The 16,863-nt window shown below is 66.1% G+C and carries 18 protein-coding genes, 1 tRNA gene and 1 pseudogene; 12 read left to right on the top strand and 8 right to left on the bottom strand.

From position 1 onward, the window contains the following. The first annotated feature begins 17 nt into the window (after window positions 1-17). Window positions 18-266: a DUF7662 domain-containing protein gene (locus tag B4A39_RS04945; RefSeq protein ID WP_292033943.1), complete on the top strand. Its 249-nt coding sequence runs from the start codon at window positions 18-20 to the stop codon at window positions 264-266. Window positions 267-279: 13 nt separating this feature from the next. On the opposite strand, the gene B4A39_RS04940 is transcribed toward B4A39_RS04945, so the two are convergent. Next, on the bottom strand, window positions 280-537 hold the full coding sequence (locus B4A39_RS04940; protein WP_292033941.1) for a hypothetical protein: 258 nt from the start codon (window positions 535-537) through the stop codon (window positions 280-282). Window positions 538-596: 59 nt separating this feature from the next. After that, window positions 597-833: a DUF378 domain-containing protein gene (locus tag B4A39_RS04935; protein ID WP_292033938.1), complete on the bottom strand. Its 237-nt coding sequence runs from the start codon at window positions 831-833 to the stop codon at window positions 597-599. Window positions 834-1,040: 207 nt separating this feature from the next. Here B4A39_RS04935 and B4A39_RS04930 point away from each other — a divergent pair, with 207 nt between their 5' ends. Then, on the top strand, window positions 1,041-1,283 hold the full coding sequence (locus B4A39_RS04930) for a hypothetical protein (protein WP_292033936.1): 243 nt from the start codon (window positions 1,041-1,043) through the stop codon (window positions 1,281-1,283). A gap of 229 nt (window positions 1,284-1,512) precedes the next feature. Here the strand turns inward: B4A39_RS04930 and B4A39_RS04925 are convergent, their stop codons facing one another. Then, on the bottom strand, window positions 1,513-2,466 hold the full coding sequence (locus B4A39_RS04925) for an NAD(P)/FAD-dependent oxidoreductase (protein WP_292033932.1): 954 nt from the start codon (window positions 2,464-2,466) through the stop codon (window positions 1,513-1,515). Window positions 2,467-2,704: 238 nt separating this feature from the next. Between B4A39_RS04925 and B4A39_RS04920 the strand changes: the two genes are divergently transcribed. The 3 genes from B4A39_RS04920 to B4A39_RS04910 all read left to right on the top strand — a co-directional run bounded on the left by B4A39_RS04920 (window position 2,705) and on the right by B4A39_RS04910 (window position 4,845). Continuing rightward, a complete protein-coding gene (locus B4A39_RS04920; protein WP_292033929.1) occupies window positions 2,705-2,893 on the top strand; it encodes a hypothetical protein in 189 nt (62 codons plus the stop codon). Window positions 2,894-3,648: 755 nt separating this feature from the next. Beyond that, window positions 3,649-3,885: a DUF5961 family protein gene (locus tag B4A39_RS04915; RefSeq protein WP_292033927.1), complete on the top strand. Its 237-nt coding sequence runs from the start codon at window positions 3,649-3,651 to the stop codon at window positions 3,883-3,885. 96 nt (window positions 3,886-3,981) lie between these two features. Next, window positions 3,982-4,845, top strand: a complete 864-nt coding sequence (locus B4A39_RS04910) for a Ku protein (protein ID WP_292033925.1) — start codon at window positions 3,982-3,984, stop codon at window positions 4,843-4,845. Between the two features lie 678 nt (window positions 4,846-5,523). Here B4A39_RS04910 and B4A39_RS04905 read toward each other — a convergent pair. The 4 genes from B4A39_RS04905 to B4A39_RS04890 all read right to left on the bottom strand — a co-directional run bounded on the left by B4A39_RS04905 (window position 5,524) and on the right by B4A39_RS04890 (window position 8,124). After that, window positions 5,524-5,598: transfer RNA gene (locus B4A39_RS04905), tRNA-Val, on the bottom strand. An 85-nt stretch (window positions 5,599-5,683) separates the two neighbouring features. Next, window positions 5,684-6,973 (bottom strand): dicarboxylate/amino acid:cation symporter, encoded by a 1,290-nt coding sequence (locus tag B4A39_RS04900; protein ID WP_292033923.1) that lies wholly within the window; start codon window positions 6,971-6,973, stop codon window positions 5,684-5,686. A gap of 117 nt (window positions 6,974-7,090) precedes the next feature. Further along, window positions 7,091-7,408 carry a DUF2834 domain-containing protein gene (locus B4A39_RS04895; RefSeq protein ID WP_292033921.1) on the bottom strand — a complete coding sequence of 106 codons (318 nt, stop codon included), beginning with the start codon at window positions 7,406-7,408 and terminating at the stop codon, window positions 7,091-7,093. Window positions 7,409-7,434: 26 nt separating this feature from the next. Continuing rightward, window positions 7,435-8,124: an HAD-IA family hydrolase gene (locus B4A39_RS04890; protein ID WP_292033918.1), complete on the bottom strand. Its 690-nt coding sequence runs from the start codon at window positions 8,122-8,124 to the stop codon at window positions 7,435-7,437. A 72-nt stretch (window positions 8,125-8,196) separates the two neighbouring features. Between B4A39_RS04890 and glmU the strand changes: the two genes are divergently transcribed. After that, complete coding sequence (gene glmU / locus B4A39_RS04885) at window positions 8,197-9,552, top strand: bifunctional UDP-N-acetylglucosamine diphosphorylase/glucosamine-1-phosphate N-acetyltransferase GlmU (RefSeq protein WP_292033916.1); 1,356 nt, start codon at window positions 8,197-8,199, stop codon at window positions 9,550-9,552. Next, entirely contained in the window at window positions 9,549-10,232 is a 684-nt protein-coding gene (gene rpiA, locus B4A39_RS04880; protein ID WP_292033913.1) for a ribose-5-phosphate isomerase RpiA, read from the top strand. The genes glmU and rpiA overlap by 4 nt, the downstream gene beginning before the upstream one ends. Here the strand turns inward: rpiA and B4A39_RS04875 are convergent. Then, window positions 10,222-11,190: a hypothetical protein gene (locus B4A39_RS04875; protein ID WP_292033910.1), complete on the bottom strand. Its 969-nt coding sequence runs from the start codon at window positions 11,188-11,190 to the stop codon at window positions 10,222-10,224. The genes rpiA and B4A39_RS04875 overlap by 11 nt on opposite strands. A gap of 333 nt (window positions 11,191-11,523) precedes the next feature. On the opposite strand from B4A39_RS04875, the gene gor reads away from it, so the two are divergent. The 5 genes and pseudogenes from gor (at window position 11,524) to B4A39_RS04850 (ending at window position 16,686) form a co-directional block, all read left to right on the top strand. Continuing rightward, window positions 11,524-12,909: a glutathione-disulfide reductase gene (gor, locus tag B4A39_RS04870; RefSeq protein WP_292033907.1), complete on the top strand. Its 1,386-nt coding sequence runs from the start codon at window positions 11,524-11,526 to the stop codon at window positions 12,907-12,909. A 79-nt stretch (window positions 12,910-12,988) separates the two neighbouring features. Next, window positions 12,989-13,732 (top strand): class I SAM-dependent methyltransferase, encoded by a 744-nt coding sequence (locus B4A39_RS04865; RefSeq protein WP_292033904.1) that lies wholly within the window; start codon window positions 12,989-12,991, stop codon window positions 13,730-13,732. Between the two features lie 28 nt (window positions 13,733-13,760). Continuing rightward, window positions 13,761-14,510: a class I SAM-dependent methyltransferase gene (locus tag B4A39_RS04860; protein ID WP_292033901.1), complete on the top strand. Its 750-nt coding sequence runs from the start codon at window positions 13,761-13,763 to the stop codon at window positions 14,508-14,510. Window positions 14,511-14,536: 26 nt separating this feature from the next. Next, a pseudogene (gene mmsB, locus B4A39_RS04855) lies at window positions 14,537-15,493 on the top strand (3-hydroxyisobutyrate dehydrogenase); the annotation flags it as partial. Between the two features lie 41 nt (window positions 15,494-15,534). Beyond that, complete coding sequence (locus B4A39_RS04850) at window positions 15,535-16,686, top strand: sialidase family protein (protein ID WP_292033898.1); 1,152 nt, start codon at window positions 15,535-15,537, stop codon at window positions 16,684-16,686. The last annotated feature ends 177 nt before the right edge of the window (window positions 16,687-16,863 follow it).

Raw genomic sequence — 16,863 nt, 5'->3', positions numbered from 1 at the left:
TCACGGTCATAGGCGTCATGGGGAAATATGATCCGCTTCGCCGATACCTGAAGAAGCAGAAGGTCGAGACGCTCGAGTTGAGCTTCGCCGAGATCGAGCTCATCCTGCGCGCCATGCTTCCCAAGGGCGCGAGCCTTCCCGAGTGGTGGGCCGACGGCGTTGAACGGACGTCCCGGCAGGTCCAGCGGGACGCCTGGCGCTCAGCCGGTTTCCACGCCCGTCTCATCATCGGCAAGGACCGGGTGAGATTTGAACGCCGGCGTTGATCGTCGAAACAGGTCAGGCGGCGGCGCCGGGAAGGAGAGGCGCGCCGAACGGTTCGCGATCCATCCTGCCGAAGAAGGCGTCTTCCGACGCCGGCTCCCGGGACGTCTCCACCGATCCGACCGAGCGATCGCCGTCGAAGACGTAGCCGGTCCGACCGCCGAATCGGAGGGCTCCGGCCTCCCGCATCGCCTGGTCGTCGTCGACGGCTCCCAGCAGCTTCATTTCGACATCATGCTGGTCATCGCTCTCGATGAAACAGAAGTAGATCATGGTTCCTCCCGAAAGGGGCTGGACGGTCCCGGCTAGGGCGCGGCGGGCCCTGAGGCGTTTCAGCGAGCGAAGCGACGGCCGGCCTCAGCCCGCGGTTCATCGATCCGCAGGGCGCGGGCGAAGGGCGCGAGCTGCCAGAGACCCGAAAGTCCGACAAGGATGTAGACGCCGCGGGTGATCGCCGAGCCGTCGCCGAAGAGGGCGGCGACGAGGTTGAAATCGACGGCGCCGACGAGGCCCCAGTTCACGGCCCCGACGATGACCAGGAGAAGGGTGATGAGATTGACGGCTTTCATTGTCATTCCTCCGTATGAGATCGATCAATCGGGCCAATCGCGCCTGGTTCCGACAAGACGGGTATCGGTCTCAGACCGAGCCACCCGCCCGGCAGGGCGCGGGCCCGTCCCGCCGGACTCCTCATGGTCTCGATCCGCGCCGCTCGAACCCGCGCCGACGTCAGGGGTTGGTGTCCGGGGGGCGCATTTCGATGGAGACGCAGACACATGGTCACGAACGAAGCATCCGATGAGGCTCGGCCCGCTGATCAGCGCGACGCGCCCGCCCCGAAGGCGCCCCTTCAGGAAGGCGCAGCCGAGGCGGTCGATGATCTGACGGACGAATTGCTGATCGATGGGCAGGAAGAGGTGTTCTCCCGCACAGAGGTGGAGAGCGGGCGGTTCGAACACCATGTCGGCGAGGAGGGGACCAACCCAGCGTCGTCTTCCCGACCGACCTCCGCCGGCTAGGAAACCCGGACCGGGACCGGGTTCCGGATCGAACGCTCTCGGGAAACGGCCGCCCGGGGCGTCAGCGTGGCCAAGGGAGCGTCACGGACAGGCCTAGGGCCATGACGCCGTGGAGCATCCCAGGATGAAGCGGACGGCGGTCAGTCCCTGGTCTGCGGGCTTGCCCGGCTCTCCTTCCAGACACCGACGCCCTCTGGCGCAAAACGGGTGATGCAGCAGACCGCGACGTCTAGGTCGGGCTCTTGCTGGGGAGCGTGGACCGGTCCTGCGCGCGCAGCCAGTTGTGCGCCCTTGTGGCCGCCACGGCGCCGTGACCCATGGCCACGCTGATCTGATCCAGGCCTTCCACGAGGTCGCCTGCGGCGAAGACGCCCTTCACCGGGCTGTCGAAGGCGGAGTCGGACGTTACGCAGCCGGCTTCGGTGAGGGAGAGCCCAAGCTGCTTCGCCAAGGAGGAACGCGGTCTGCACCCGAGGGCCGGGTAGACGACGTCGAAAGTCAGCAGGACGCCTGTGTCGAGACGCACGGTGATGTCGTCGGGACCGGGCTCGAGAGCGCGGAGGGCGCCGGTCTCCAACCGGATTCCCGCATCGGCCAAGGCCCGGGCCTCGGCGGAGGAGAGCTCGGGAAAGTCCAGCGGCATGAGCGTGACGTTCCGGGAATACCCGCGCAGGAAGAGAGCTTCAGCGGCGCCATTGGTGTCGCAGCCGATCACGCCTATCCGTTCGTCGATATGCTCATATCCGTCGCAGACCGGGCAGTATCGCAACACTCCCGCCCGGATGGCCGCCTCATGGACGGCTTCGGGCAGATCGACCTGGGCGAGATCCACGCCGGTCGCCAGGACGACGGCGCGGCTCGACCGCCGGGAGCCGTCCGCGAGATGAAGGCGGAATCCGCCAGCTACGGCCTTGATCGCCGCCACCTCCGCCTCCTGGATGGCCGCGCCGTACCGAACGGCGTGGCGTGTCATGCGTGCGATCAAATCCGGTCCCCGAACCCCTTCCGGGAATCCGGGCGCATTGTGTGTGAGGGGAATGCGCAGGGCCCGGCTCTTCCCGTCATGCAGCACGAGAACCTTCCGGCGATATCGAGCCAGATACAGGGCCGCGGTGAGGCCTGCTGGTCCGGCGCCGATGACGATGACATCGGGTTCAAAGATCGGTTCTGCGTCTGCGGCCATGAGTTCGTTTCGTGGTGGGATTTCGTGCCAACAGATGAGGAAGCGCGGCGTTCCTTTTCGGTCGCGTCGAGCGAAGCCCTCCGGCGCTCGGGGACTGGGCTGGACCACGGGTTCGCTGGACCGCTAACCCTCAAGCCTGCCGCGCTACCGGACTTTAAGTGGCCGGCCGAGAGCTCTTTCGCACCTGGACTGCAACGCCCCAGCTCAACCGTCGTTGGTTCGGGCGAAGGAGCTCCCCATGAGAAAGCACATTGCCTTGCCGATCGGCGCCGCGACGCTTCTGACGCTCGCCGCATGCGGCAGCAGGGAGGCTGAACGCGCCGCCCCCGAAGCCGCCTCCACCGAGGCGGACGCCACTTCAAGCGTGTCCGCCGAGAATACGGCGACGACGGAACCGAACGGGATGGCTGAGACCCCGGCGCGCTAGGGCGACCCGCCCGGGCGAGAGGCGGCCAACGCGGCGGCCTTCTCGGGGCTCGCGCGATCCGCCTTCGCCGACCACAGGCCGCCCGATCTCACGCGTCAACCGCGCCTCTTCGTCCGGTCGAGCGGGCTGGACGCCGGATGTCAGGGTGCTGAACGACGGCGACATGGCGACCGCAGCCGTGGAGATGGAAGGCAAGGCTGACAGGGGATGTCCGGCGCTACGCCAGACGACGTTTTGGCGTGTGGCGAAAGGCGGGCGACCCAGGCCTTCCCATCCGAAGACAAGCCCCGGGCGCGCGTCCGCATACAGGATGGAGCGACCCTTGACGCCCTGTTGAACGCCTGCGGGAAGAGGGCGACGCCGTCGGGAACCTTCGGGGCTCGCCCGGCGCTGGTTTGATATGCAGATGCTCCTCGCCTTCCTTCTGGTCATTCTCGGAGCCGTACCGGTGGCCATGGGACTGTTTCTGGTCAGCCGCACTTTCAGACGCATTGGACGGGGATGGAGTCCGGGGGAGGGCGCATGAACGTCCTGCTTTTCGGTCTCGGTCTGGTCTTTGCGCTGGTGGCTGCGGCGGCGATCCGATGGAGCCGTCGTCATCCAGGCGGGCCTCGGAAGGGCGCCGATGGGTCGCGGCCGGACGCCTGACCTGCCAAGCGTTCGAAAGGAGGCGTGTCCGACTTGCGGGCCGCTCGGTCCCGGCCGAGGTTGGCGGTCAAATATGATTGGGCCTTCCCAAGGCTGAGGAGGTCTCAATGACCGGAACTGGACACAACCGCTTTTTTGTCTACGCCGAAAGTGCTGGCCGAGCTCATGGTCACGTGATCGAGGCTCCCACCTTCGAGGCGGCGGCGGTCGGGTACGCTGAACTATACTTTCCTCCTGTGAACGCCGGGAACGAGGTCCGTCTCTTCGTGGCGGATATGGAGGGAGGGCGCGAGCACTGCTTCGTCATCGACCTGGAGGACGGTCAGGCTGAAACTTGCAGCTGAGCCGACAGCTCCGGTTCGACGTCGCCCGGGGAGCGAAACCCGTCTCATCGTGTTGATTCGGCGCGACGGGCGCGGCGTCCGTTCCGGAGATCCGAAATGGCGTATCGCCCCACCTGGCAGGGACATTTGCGTCTGTCCCTCGTGACCTGCCCTGTCGCCCTGTACACGGCGACCAATTCGGGGGGCGAGGTTCACTTCAATCTCATCAATCCCGAGACCAATAATCGCATCCGGATGATCACCACCGACCCGGATACCGGCCCGGTCGAACGGTCGTCCCTGGTCAAGGGCTACGCTGTCGCCAAGGACGAATACATCCTCCTGACCGACGAGGAGATAAGGTCGGTCAAGCTGGAGAGCACGAAGACGATCGATATCGAGCGCTTCGTGCCTGAGGAGGAGATCGACCGCCTCTATTGGGATAATCCCTACTACCTCGCGCCGGCCGGGGCGCTGGCGGAGGAGGCCTTCGGCGTCATCCGGGAGGCCATGCGCTCGGAAGGCAAGATCGCCCTGGGGCGCGTGGTCCTCTCCACCCGGGAGCGTCTGCTGGCGCTGGAGCCCCGGGACCAGGGAATCCTCGCCTATTCCCTCCGGACGCAGGGAGAGGTCCGCGCCATGCGGGACGTGTTTGGAGCCATCTCGGACACGGCGCCGGATCCGGCCATGGTCGATATCGCGCGGCGCATCATCGAGCAGAAGGCGGGGCCTTTCGACCCCGACCAGTTTGTCGATCGATACGAGGAAGCGCTCAAAGCTCTGATCGCTTCCAAACAGAAGGGTCGTAAGCCTGTCCGCGCCGCCGAGCCGGAGGACACCAATGTCGTGGATCTGATGGCCGCGCTTCGCGCCAGCCTGAAGGCTCCAAGCGCTGAACCTCGCAAAGGCGCGCGGACGGCCAAGCAGCCAGCGGCTTCGGAAAGGGCGAAGAAGGCTACGCCCCGGAGACGGGCGGGCTGAGGTCGCAGGGACCCTGTGATCCTCGTCGGGACTGACCGGAAGACAACAGTCGCAACAATCCTCGGCCTCGCTCTTTCCGGTGTGTGAAAAGGGAGCTCGACATGAAGACCTATATCAAGATCGCGGCCGGCCTGGCTGTCCTTGGTCTGCTGGCCGCCGCCTGCAGCAGAGACGCCGACCGGCAGGCGCGAGAAGCGTCCGGGGCGGAAGGGGAGCCTGTGGGGGAGGTGGGGACCCTGACTGATGTTCCCACAGGGCCGGGGACGGCAGCGTCATCCAGCGAGGCGGTCAACGGCGCGGTCGCCACGGAGGCGCCGGACTCGCCCGTGCTTCAGGGGTCGGGGACAACCACCCCGTCCCCGAGCACGACCAATCCGAGTTCGCCTGCTGCCACCAGTATGCCTCCGTCCGCTCAGGACTGAGTGAACCGGCGCCGTTGGTATGCCTGGGTCGTTTCACCGCGGGGCCTTCGTCGGGCCTTGCTGGGAGCGTTCCGGGCAGGCGACGGTGATGCTACCCTGCTTGTTCGTGGAATTTCGTGCTTGAAACAGCCTGAAACGCCGTTTTGAGCGAGGTTTTCGGCGCCCCCCTAGCGCCCCCCTAACGAGGTCAAGGCTTGGGCATTGAGGGCAAGAGCCGATCGACGGGTTCTATGTTGTTGTACGATAAGGGGAAAAATGGTGGACGCGACAGGGATTGAACCTGTGACCCCCTCGGTGTGAACGAGGTGCTCTCCCGCTGAGCTACGCGTCCAGCGCAGAACGGCCAAATCAGAAAGGCTTGGGCCGTCGGGAGGCGCGATGTAGCCCGCGATTCCGACGACGGCAAGCCTATTCGATCAAATACCGGCGGTGCGAACGCCTTCCGGCGTCTCCGCCTCGGGGTCGCCGGGCAGCCAGGCGACGTGACCGTTGTAGATGTCCTCGTTCAGGACGCCTTCCTCCTTGGCCACCAGGACGGGGACCAGCATCTGGCCGGTGACGTTGGTGGCGGTGCGCATCATGTCGATGATCCGGTCGATGGCGACGATGTAGCCGATGCCTTCCAGCGGCAGGCCCGCCGTCGACAGGGTCAGGGTCAGCATGACGATGCTGGTCCCGGGCACGCCCGCCGTCCCCAGCGAACCCAGGACCGCGGTCAGGCCGATCAGGACATATTGCGTCAGCGTCAGATCGATCTGGAAATACTGGGCGATGAAGATCGAGGCGATGGCCGGATAGATGGCGCCGCAGCCGTCCATCTTCACATTGGCCCCCAGGGGCACGGCGAAGGCGGCATAGGCTTGCGGCACGCCCAGACGCTCGACCGTCTGACGCAGGGTGATGGGCAGGGTGCCCAACGAGGATGATGTGGCGAAGGCCGTCTGCTGGGCCGCAAAGGCCCCGCGGAAGAAGCTGCGGATCTTCAGGCCGTGCAGCTTCAGCAGGCCCGAATAGACGATCAGGATGTGGAACAGGCAGGCCGCATAGATGGCGAAGATGAACTTGCCCAGCGGCAGCAGCGCCTCCCAGCCATAGCCGCCGACGACCGAGCCGATCAGGCCGAACACCCCGAACGGCGTCAATTGGATCACCCAGCGGGTGATGCGAAACACCAGGGCCGCGCCTTCGTCCACCAGCCGGCGCGCCGTCTGCGCCCGGTCGCCCAGCGCCACCAGGGCCGCGCCCAGCAGGGCCGAGAAGAAGATGATCTGCAACACCTTGCCCTCGGCCAGAGAGGCGAAGGGATTGGTCGGCACCACGCCCAGCAGGACCTGCAGCGGCGTGGGGATGACCCGCTCCTTCACCTCGCCCAGCGGCAGGTTGGACAGGCCGACGCCGGGATTGATGATGTGGCCAAAGGCGAAGCCGACCAGCACCGCCAGCAGCGAGGTGATGGCGAACCAGACGATGGTCCGCACCCCCAGCCGCACCGCGCCGACCCCTTCGCCCAGCTTGGCGATCGAACTGGCGATGGTGAACAGCACCAGGGGCGCCACCACCATGCGGATCAGATTCAGATAGACGTCCCCGATCGGTTGCAGCCAGACCGTCGCCTGCTCGCGCAGAATCAGGCCGGCGATGATGCCCAGGGCGAAACCGGCGGCGGTGCGCTGCCAGAGCGGAATAGCGAAGAAGCGACGAAGCATGACAACCCTTGGGGAGGAGCGGTCGGTCTATGTGTTTCTCGCGCGCGCGGACGGCAACCGCGACGGGAGCGATTGACGCTGAGAAGTTCTGTCGCTCCTTTTAGTTTTTCTAGATCCTCATGATCTCAGCGCCCGCTCACGCAAATAGAGATAGAGCGGCAGCGCCAGCGACAGTCCGACACAGAAGCTTGCTGGAAGCACCAGCCACCAGCGCGGGACGCGGTGCCGGGCTGCATCCCGCCATGACCACACCCAGAATATGACTATGGTGATCAGCACATCGGCGGAGAAGCCGCCGGCTGCGCCGTTGGCGAACAGCGACTTCAGAAAGAGCGGAATATCGAGCCCGTTCAGGGCGAAGAAGGACCCGAAGAATAGCCAGGGGACCACGGCCCCGACTACAGCCATAGCCAGATAGAAGGTCTTGGTGTTCATCTGTCTCTCCCCCTGAGGCCGCCGCCTCAGCCGCCCATCACCTCAGCCAGCGCCGCTTCGAACCGGTCGTAGTGATCGATCACCACGTCCCCGCCCAGCTCTTCGCGCGGCACGTCGTTATAGCCGAAGCCGACGACGATGCAGGGCACCCCCGCATCATTGGCCGCCTTGGTGTCCGTGGTGCTGTCGCCGACCATGACGCAGCGCGCCGGATCGCCCCCGGCCTTCTGCACCGCCTCATGGATATGGGCGCCGCTGGGCTTGCGCGCCGAGACCGCGTCCGGCCCGGCGACGAAGGCGAAATGCCGGGTCAGGCCCAGCGCTTCGATCAGGGCCACCGACAGGTCGGTGCGCTTGTTGGTGGCGACGCACAGGATGGCGCCGCGCGCGGCCAGCCGCTCCAGCGCCGGGACCACGCCGTCGAACACGGTGCTTTCGTCGGCGATGTGGGCCAGATAGTCCTCGATGAAGCGCTCGAACAGGCCGGGCGCATGGGCCTCGTCCCAGACGGCGCCCGCCTCCATGAAGCCGTGCCGCAACAGGGCCATGGCGCCATGTCCGACCAGATGCCGGGCCGAGGACATGGGCACGGACGGCAGTTCATACTGGGCCAGCATCCGGTTCAGCGTGCCGATCAGATCGGGCGCCGAGTCCACCAAGGTCCCGTCCAGATCAAAGGCGATGGTCCAGCCTTGCAGATCGCGTTCAGTGCTCATGTCGTCTCCCGGCTCGCGCAGACCCCGGCAATGGGCTAGATCGCGCAGGACGACAAGCCGCCGGATCGACTCATGACCGCACCACATCCTCGCGCCGCCATCATCCTTGCCGCAGGCCAGGGCACGCGGATGAAGTCGCCGTTGCCCAAGGTGCTGCACCCCGTCGGCCAGCGCGCCATGCTGGACCACGCCATCGACGCCGCCGAGGCCCTGGGCTGCGAGCGCATCGTCGTGGTGGTCGGCAGCCATTCGCCCGAGGTCCGCGCCCATGTCGAAAAGCGTCTGGGCGAGGACTCCGTCGCTGTTCAGGATCCGCCGCTCGGCACCGGCCACGCTGTCCGCGCCGCCGAGGCCGTGTTGGGCGACTTCATCGGCCATGTGGTCGTGACCTATGGCGACGTGCCCTTGCTGAAGGCCGCCGACATCGAGCCGGTCTTCGCTGATGTGCACGAAGGCGTCACCGTCATCGGCTTTGAGGCCCGCGACCCCGGCGCCTATGGTCGACTGATCCTGCAAGGCGACGATCTGCTGGCCATCACCGAGGCCAAGGAAGCCTCACTTGAGGTTCTGGCCGTCACCGCCTGCAACTCCGGCGTCATGGCCGCCCCTGTCGGCCTGCTGTTCGACCTTCTGGCCGAGGTGAAGAACGACAACGCCAAGGGTGAATACTACCTGACCGACGTGGTCGAACTGGCCCGCAAGCGCGGCGCCCCAACCCGCGCCGTCTTCGCCGTCGAGGACTCAGTCATGGGCGTCAATGCGCAGGGCGAACTGGCCCAGGCCGAAGCCCTGTTCCAGCAGGCTCAGCGCGAGCACTTCCTGGCGGCCGGCGTCACCATGAGCGCCCCCGACACCGTCCATTTCGCCTGGGACACCCAGGTCGGCGCCGGCACGACCATAGAGCCCTTCGTCGTCTTCGGCCCCGGCGCGGTTGTGGCCGAGGGCGCGCGCATCCGCAGCTTCAGCCACGTGGAGGGCGCCAAGATCGCCGCCAAGGCCGAGGTCGGACCCTACGCCCGCCTTCGCCCCGGGGCGGATCTGGGCGAAGGCGTCAAGATCGGCAACTTCGTCGAGGTCAAGAACGTCCGCATGGATGCGGGCGCCAAGGCCAACCATCTGGCCTATCTCGGCGACGGCCATGTGGGCGCGAAAGCCAACATCGGCGCGGGCACGATCTTCTGTAACTACGACGGCTTCTTCAAGCACCGGACCACGGTGGGCGAGGGGGCCTTTGTCGGCTCGAACTCCTCGCTGGTCGCCCCCGTGACTATTGGCGCGGGCGCCATGGTCGGCTCTGGGTCGGTGGTGACGAAGGATGTCGCGCCGGGCGATCTCGCCCTGGCCCGCGCCGCTCAGGCCAGCAAGCCGGGCTGGGCCACCCGTTTCATGGACACGATGCGCGCGAAGAAGGCGGCGAAATCCCAATGAGCGACCTGCAGAAGAAGAACGCTGGCGAAGCCGCCGCCGCCTATGTCGAGGCTGGCATGGTGGTCGGTCTGGGGACCGGCTCCACCGCCGCCTGGTTCGTAAAAGCCTTGGCTGCGCGCAACCTGCCGGACCTGCGCTGCGTGCCGACGTCGGAACGCACTGCTGATCTGGCGCGCGAACTGGGCCTGACCCTATCGACGCTGGAGGACACCCCCCGCATCGACCTGACCGTCGACGGGGCCGACGAGATCGGCCCGGGCCTAGCCCTGATCAAGGGCGGCGGCGCGGCCCTGCTGCGCGAGAAACTGGTGTGGGAGGCGTCCGCCCGCTGCATCTGCATCGCCGACGCGGCCAAGGTGGTGCCGGCGCTGGGGACCTTCCCCCTGCCGATCGAGGTCGTCGCCTTCGGCCACAAGACCACCGCCAACCGCATCGCCGATGTCCTGACCGACCACGACATCCCCATGCCCGCCCGCGTCCGTCAGGCTGAGCGCGGCCTGGTCCGCACCGATGGCGGCAACCTGATCTACGACGCGGCCTGCAAAGTCATCGCCGACCCAGCCCGCCTCGCCGCCGACCTCAAGAGCCTGACCGGCGTGGTCGAACACGGCCTCTTCCTTGACCTCACCGACCTGGCCGTCATCGGCACGGACGAGGGCGTGGAGATGCTTAATCCGTAGCCGCGTCGGCTTCCTGGGGGGCTTCAGCTAGCCGGGTGTGGGCGCGTTGAATGGAGGCCTCGATTTCGGTTTTGCCTGAGCGCATGTTCTTCTGAGAACGTTCGGCATCGTACAATCCGCCCAAATAAGCCTTGTCCCATTCGGTCAGACCCGTTGCAATCGACGGGTCGGCGAAGACATTCAGGATTGACGCATAGGCGCTGGTGTCGGCTTCCGGGTTGATCTGGGCCAGGGACACCATGGCGATATAGTCCGCCAGTTGGGTGATGCTGACCTGATTAATGTCGTCCACGTCCACGATCACGACAGTGCGGAAGATGTTATCGACGATCTGGGTCCTCAACCGCGACGCTGAGAAGGTGTTGATGACCGGCGCATAATCCATGGGCGATTCGCAAGGGGCGCGGCATTCGCCGAAGATGCGAGTGGCGCGCTGACCGGTTTCAGAATCGACGGGCATGCTGACCTGCCACCACCGCACGGGACGATCCGTTTCCTGGAAGCGGCGCAGTGCGGCGCCGCCCTGATCCATGCCGGACCCGCCCATGCGAAGGGCCCGTTTGTTGTTCTCCGCCATGTGGGTGGCCAGAGCATTGCCGTCGTCGGTTGCGACGATGAGCAGGTTGGGCTGGCATCCGGGTGCACCAGGTGTCAGGCCGACATCCTCTGCGACCGTGGAAACGCGATCGACTATATAGTGCGCAGCGTCTCCGCGAAGGTTGGCGACGCCGACACAGATGGTTCTGTCCCAGCGCGCAATGCCTCGACCGGCGTTAGGCGCGGCGACTTCATTGACGAAGGACTGGATCAGCGAGTCCAGCCGTCGGCCCGTCACCTCAACGTCTTCCAGTCTAACCGCCTGTTCGCTTTCAGCACTTGAAGCCTGCGGCTGTGCAGAGGCTTGGCCTTCGGGCAGTCCTGTCGTGGCGAGCAGCGCGGCGAGCAATTGAGCGATCATGACCGTCTCCGTCGAAGTGATCCTCTAACTTAGCCTGCAATGTCACAAAACAAAACGACGTTCATCCTTCATCGTTCGGTCTTTCGGTCGGGGCCGAGTGATGCAGGTCGTCTGGATCGCCCGTGGTGGCGGCATTCCCGATCTGGGTGTGACCTCCGCGGATTGAGGCATGCCCTCGACCTTAGCTATTTGCGTAATCATCTGGTGGGCTGAACGATTGCCCCGGGAGGTTGTGGCGCCTAAGTCGGGTCAGCGCTGCGGTTCGGCCGTGCAGATTTTAGACGATTCAGACGAATTGGACTCTTTTTCGAGTCTGATTCCCCGGAGCCCCCGATGACCACGACCTACGACTACGACCTCTTCGTCATCGGCGCCGGCTCCGGCGGCGTGCGCGCCGCGCGCCTGACCGCCCTGGGCGGCAAGAAGGTGGCCGTGGCTGAGGAATATCGGGTCGGCGGCACCTGCGTCATCCGCGGCTGCGTGCCCAAGAAGTTCATGGTCATGGCCTCGGAAGTCAGCCACGCGTTGGAGATCGCCGAGGGCTACGGCTGGTCCTTCGACAATGCGAAATTCGACTGGCCGACCTTCCTTCAGGCCAAGGACGTCGAGATCGCCCGTCTGTCGGGCATCTACGCCGCCAACCTGGGCAAGGCGGGGGTCGATCTGGTCCACGGCCGCGCCGTGATGAAGGACGCCCACACGGTCGAGATCGTCGGCAAGAACCAGACCTTCACCGCCGAGAAGATCCTGATCGCCACCGGCGGGCGTCCGTGGAAGCCCGAGGACCTGCCGGGCGTCGAACACGCCATCACGTCGGAAGAAGCCTTCCACCTGCCGCAACTGCCCAAGCGCATCATGATCGCGGGCGGCGGCTATATCGCGGTCGAGTTCGCGGGCATCTTCGCGGGTCTGGGCGTCGAGACGACGCTGATCTATCGCGGTCCCAACATCCTGCGCGGCTTCGACGACGACGTGCGCGCCCATCTGGCGGGCGAGATCGAGAAGCGCGGCGTCAAGGTCATCCTGGGCTGCCAGCATACCTCGATCGAGAAGACAGAGACAGGCCTGGTCAGCCATCTCGGCAACGGCATGACGATGGAGCACGACGTCATCATGTTCGCCACCGGCCGCGTCCCCTACGTCAAGGGGCTGGGGCTTGAGAACGCTGGCGTCGAACTGAACGACGAAGGCGCCATCGCTGTCGATCCCTTCTCGAAGACCTCGGTCGACAACATCTGGGCCATCGGCGACGTGACCGACCGGATGAACCTGACCCCGGTCGCCATCCGCGAGGCGGTCGCCTTCCACCAGACGGTCTACAAGAACAACCCTCAGCACTTCGACTATGAAGCCGTCGCCACCGCCGTCTTCAGCCAGCCGCCGGTCGGCGTCGTCGGCCTGACCGAGCATGAGGCCCGTCGCGCCTGTCCGGGCGAGGTCGATGTCTATGTGACCCGCTTCCGGCCCATGAAGTACGCCTTCACCGGTTCGGATGAGCGGGTGCTGATGAAGCTGGTGGTCGACGCTGAAAGCCAACGCGTCGTCGGCGTCCACATCGTCGGCCCGGAAAGCCCTGAAATGATCCAGCTGGCCGCTATCGCCGTGAAGGCCGGCCTGACCAAGGCCCAGTGGGACGCCACCTGCGCCGTCCACCCGACGATGGCCGAGGAACTGGTCACGCTGAAGGAGAAGCAGTCGCCGTCAGCCATGGCCGGCTGATCGCCGCCGGATGGGACGGCTTGCCAGTCGTTCCATCCGAGCGCCTTATGCGGTTCAGCTTTTCTGGAAGGTCGTTCCCATGAAGTCCTGCCTGCTCGCCGCCGCCCTTTCGGCCCTGATGCTCGCCGGTTCGCCGGCTCTGGCACAGACAGCCGCGCCCGCCGCCTATCAGAGCGCCGTCGCCGGCAGCCTGCGTCCCGCTGACGAGGTGGCCCGCGATCCGCTGCGTCATCCGGCCGAAATCCTCGCTTTCGCCCAGCTTCAGCCGGGTCAGCGCGTCGCCGATATTCGTCCTGGCGCAGGCTACTTCACCCGCCTGTTTTCGCGGGTGGTGGGCGAGGGCGGTCACGTCTACGCCTTCGTTCCGAACAAGACCGCCGAGCGTGAGAACCCGCGCGCCGACGCTCTGGTCGCCGCCTATCCCAACGTCAGCCGCGTCAATGGCGACCTGGACGCCATGACCTTCGACGCGCCGCTGGACGTGGTCTTCATGAGCCAGGAGTACCACGACTTCCACATCCCGCGTTTCGGCGTGGACGTGACGAAAATGAACGCCGACATCTTCAAGGCGCTGAAGCCCGGCGGCCTGTTCGTCGTCATCGACCATCAGGCTGCGCCCGGCGCCGGCAATACGGCGGTCGAGACACTGCATCGCATCGAAGGCGCCCAACTGCGCAAGGAAGTCGAGGCCGCCGGTTTCGTCTTTGACGGCGAGAGCTCGGCCGTCGCCAACCCGGCTGACGACCACACACTGAACGTCTTTGACGAGGCCATTCGCGGCAAGACCGACCAGTTCGTCTATCGCTTCCGCAAGCCGGGCTGAACTGGCTGAAATCACAGGAGGAGTAGCTGTGCGTCCCTTCCTTGCTTTCCTCGTCGCCGCCTCCCTGGCGACGGCGGCGCCCCTCGCCGCCGCCCAGACGGCGACCACCGCCTATGAGTCCGCTCTGGCCAGCCCGATCCGCACGACTGAAGACCGGGCGCGCGACAGCGCCCGCCACGCCGCCGACACCCTGGCCTTCGCCGAGGTGAAACCGGGACAGAAGATCGGCGACATGATCATCGGCGGCGGCTATTTCACCCGCCTGCTTTCGGCCGCCGTCGGGCCAGAGGGTCATGTCACCGCATGGCAACCGGCCGAGTTCATCGGCTTCCAGGCCAGCTATGGCGAAGCCCTGACCGCGGCAGCTGCGCTCGAAAACGCCGACGCCATCAACTCGCCCATCGGCGCGCCGGAATGGCCCGCGGGGCTGGACCTGATCTTCACCGCCCAGAACTATCACGACCTGCATCTGAAACCCTTCGCTACGGACACGGCGGCTCAGGTCAACGCGGCGGCGTATCGGGCGCTGAAGCCCGGCGGCCTTTACGTCATCATCGACCATGACGCGGCGGCGGGGGCGGGGCCGGACGCACCCGACAGTCTGCACCGTATCGACATCGATCAGGTCAAGCGCGAGGTCGAGGCGGCGGGCTTTATTCTCGACGGCGCGAGCGACCTTTTGGCCCGCCCGGACGACCCGCGCACGGCCAATGTCTTCGACCCATCCATTCGCGGAAAGACCAGCCAGTTCATGCTGCGGTTCAGAAAACCGGCCTGAGCTGAAACTGTCGAACAGGTGACTGGCGAAGCGGGCGGGGAGGGGCTAACCCTGCCCCAAAATCCATAAGGGAAACGCTTCAGATGACTCGCATCGCCTTCATCGGTCTCGGCAACATGGGCGGCGGCATGGCCGCCAATCAGGCCAAGGCCGGGCATGATGTCGCCGCCTTCGACCTGTCGCCCGCCGCGCTGGAACGCGCCGCCGAGGCCGGGTGCCGCATGGTCGCCTCGGTCGCAGAGGCTGTGAAGGACGCGGAGGTGGTCATCACCATGCTGCCCGCCGGGCCTCATGTCCTCAGCGTCTATTCGGAACAGATCATCGGCGCGGCGCCCTCCAGCGCCCTGCTGCTGGACTGCTCCACCATCGACGTCGAGACAGCGCGCAAGGTCGCCGGTCTGGCAAGAGAGGCGGGCTACGCCTTCGCCGACGCCCCCGTCTCGGGCGGCACGGCCGCCGCCGACGCGGGGACGCTGGCCTTCATGGTCGGCTGCGACGAGGCCGACTTCGCCCGCGTCGAACCCGCGCTGGCTCCCATGAGCCGCATCACCATCCGTGCGGGCGATCATGGCGCGGGCCAGGCGGCCAAGATCTGCAACAACATGCTGCTGGGCATCTCCATGATCGGCACCTGCGAGGCCATCGCCCTGGCCGAGAAGCTGGGCCTGGAGCCGGAGCGCTTCTTCGAGATCGCCTCCAAGTCCTCGGGCCAGTGCTGGAGCGTCAGCAACTACTACCCTTGGGCCGGTCCGGTCCCGACCGCCCCGTCGAACCGCGAGTACGAGGGCGGTTTCGCCACGGCCATGATGCTGAAGGACCTGAAACTGGCTCAGGACGCCGCCGCCAAGGCGGGCGCCACGACCCCCATGGGCGCCCAGGCCGAGGCCCTCTACGCCCTGTTCAACGGTCTCGGCTACGGCGGCAAGGACTTCTCGGCCATGGTGCAGATGCTGCGCGGCCGCCTGGACACGCTGGCTCAGTGAAGGGGCGGAGGGGGTTTTCACTGCTGATCGGTCTAGCAGCGGTGGGGCTGATCGCCGCTGCTCCGGCTGATGCGCCTTATCGCACGGCCCCGGGGCTGTTTCAGGCGGGGACGCCTGATCTGGGTCTGAAGCCGGCGGCAGGGACCCAGACCTTCACCGTCTTCGCGCCCAGCGAGGCGACCGACCGGTTCAGCAACGGCGTGGTGCTGATGCCTTTTAAAGGGCGGCTCTACGCCCAGTGGCAAAGCTCGGCGCGTGACGAAGACGCGCCCGACACGTGGGTCGCCTACAGCGTCAGCGACAACGGCGAGACCTGGCCCGCGCCGACGGTTCTGGCTCGGGCAGGCGAGGGCGGGCTGATGCGTTCCAGCGGCGGCTGGTGGACGGACGGCGAGACCCTGGTCGCCTATGTCAACGTCTGGCCAGACGGTTTCCAGTCGGGCGCGGGCGGCTATGCCGAATACCGCCTGAGCCGTGACGGCGAGACCTGGAGCGAGCCGCGCCGTGTCATGGGCGCCGACGGCCGCCCCGTAGAAGGCGTGATCGAACAGGACCCGCATCTGATCGACGGACGCCTGATGACCGGCTTCCATATGCGGCCGGGTATGATCGCCGGGCCATTCTATACCGACGACCCGCTGGGCCTGTCGGGCTGGACGCCCGGCCAGATGCAGAACCTGCCGCGCGACGCCAGCGGCGCGGCGGCCGAGCACGAAAAGCGCCTCAGCCGCGAGATCGAGCCCAGCCTGTTCCAGCGCGGCGACTGCGCCGTCATGGTCTTCCGCGACGAGGAGCTGAGCTTCCGTCAGATCGCGTCCGAAAGCTGCGACCAGGGCGTTACCTGGACCACGCCGGTCCTGACTGACATGCCGGACGCGCGCGCCAAACAGAGCGCGGGCAACCTGCCCGACGGGACCGCCTATCTGGTCAATGCGCCCAACACCGATCGTCCCCGCATGCCGCTGGCTGTGACTCTGAGCAACGACGGGCGCGTCTTCGACCGCAGCTTCCTGTTGCGCGGCGCAGGGGATCTTCAACCCCTGCGGTATGAAGGTCAGTACAAGCGGCCCGGCTACCACTATCCCAAGAGCATCGTCTGGAACGGGGCGCTCTACGTCGGCTACGCGACCAACAAGGAGGACGTGCAGGTGACGCGGGTTCCGCTGATGGCGTTGGAGCGAACCACGGACTGATTGCTTAGGCCTGCCCGTGGGCAATCAAGCAGCCCGCGTTGGGGCGGGGGGTCCCGTAAGGCCGACGACCGCAGGCTACTCAAAGTGAGAACCGTTATCAATTAAGGGGTTGAGACGTTTTGTCCGGCCCTGAACATGGACAACGCTGAGCGGCGAGCGCAATTAAGCGCACAAAGC

The organism is Brevundimonas sp. UBA4553 (assembly GCF_002387245.1).
Lineage (GTDB): Bacteria > Pseudomonadota > Alphaproteobacteria > Caulobacterales > Caulobacteraceae > Brevundimonas.
Note: the sequence above shows the minus strand (reverse complement) of the source record. Positions and strands in the feature narration are given on the sequence as shown.

What these genes read in the sequence shown, in the direction of transcription:
- glmU (WP_292033916.1), top strand. Translation starts at nt 8,197, where the DNA reads ATGACCGCACCACATCCTCGCGCCGCCATCATCCTTGCCGCAGGCCAG.
- rpiA (WP_292033913.1), top strand. Translation starts at nt 9,549, where the DNA reads ATGAGCGACCTGCAGAAGAAGAACGCTGGCGAAGCCGCCGCCGCCTAT.
- B4A39_RS04890 (WP_292033918.1), bottom strand. Translation starts at nt 8,124, where the DNA reads ATGAGCACTGAACGCGATCTGCAAGGCTGGACCATCGCCTTTGATCTG.
- B4A39_RS04940 (WP_292033941.1), bottom strand. Translation starts at nt 537, where the DNA reads ATGATCTACTTCTGTTTCATCGAGAGCGATGACCAGCATGATGTCGAA.
- B4A39_RS04910 (WP_292033925.1), top strand. Translation starts at nt 3,982, where the DNA reads ATGGCGTATCGCCCCACCTGGCAGGGACATTTGCGTCTGTCCCTCGTG.
- B4A39_RS04875 (WP_292033910.1), bottom strand. Translation starts at nt 11,190, where the DNA reads ATGATCGCTCAATTGCTCGCCGCGCTGCTCGCCACGACAGGACTGCCC.
- B4A39_RS04935 (WP_292033938.1), bottom strand. Translation starts at nt 833, where the DNA reads ATGAAAGCCGTCAATCTCATCACCCTTCTCCTGGTCATCGTCGGGGCC.
- B4A39_RS04930 (WP_292033936.1), top strand. Translation starts at nt 1,041, where the DNA reads ATGGTCACGAACGAAGCATCCGATGAGGCTCGGCCCGCTGATCAGCGC.
- B4A39_RS04865 (WP_292033904.1), top strand. Translation starts at nt 12,989, where the DNA reads ATGAAGTCCTGCCTGCTCGCCGCCGCCCTTTCGGCCCTGATGCTCGCC.
- B4A39_RS04925 (WP_292033932.1), bottom strand. Translation starts at nt 2,466, where the DNA reads ATGGCCGCAGACGCAGAACCGATCTTTGAACCCGATGTCATCGTCATC.
- B4A39_RS04945 (WP_292033943.1), top strand. Translation starts at nt 18, where the DNA reads ATGGGGAAATATGATCCGCTTCGCCGATACCTGAAGAAGCAGAAGGTC.
- gor (WP_292033907.1), top strand. Translation starts at nt 11,524, where the DNA reads ATGACCACGACCTACGACTACGACCTCTTCGTCATCGGCGCCGGCTCC.
- B4A39_RS04915 (WP_292033927.1), top strand. Translation starts at nt 3,649, where the DNA reads ATGACCGGAACTGGACACAACCGCTTTTTTGTCTACGCCGAAAGTGCT.
- B4A39_RS04920 (WP_292033929.1), top strand. Translation starts at nt 2,705, where the DNA reads ATGAGAAAGCACATTGCCTTGCCGATCGGCGCCGCGACGCTTCTGACG.
- B4A39_RS04895 (WP_292033921.1), bottom strand. Translation starts at nt 7,408, where the DNA reads ATGAACACCAAGACCTTCTATCTGGCTATGGCTGTAGTCGGGGCCGTG.
- B4A39_RS04900 (WP_292033923.1), bottom strand. Translation starts at nt 6,973, where the DNA reads ATGCTTCGTCGCTTCTTCGCTATTCCGCTCTGGCAGCGCACCGCCGCC.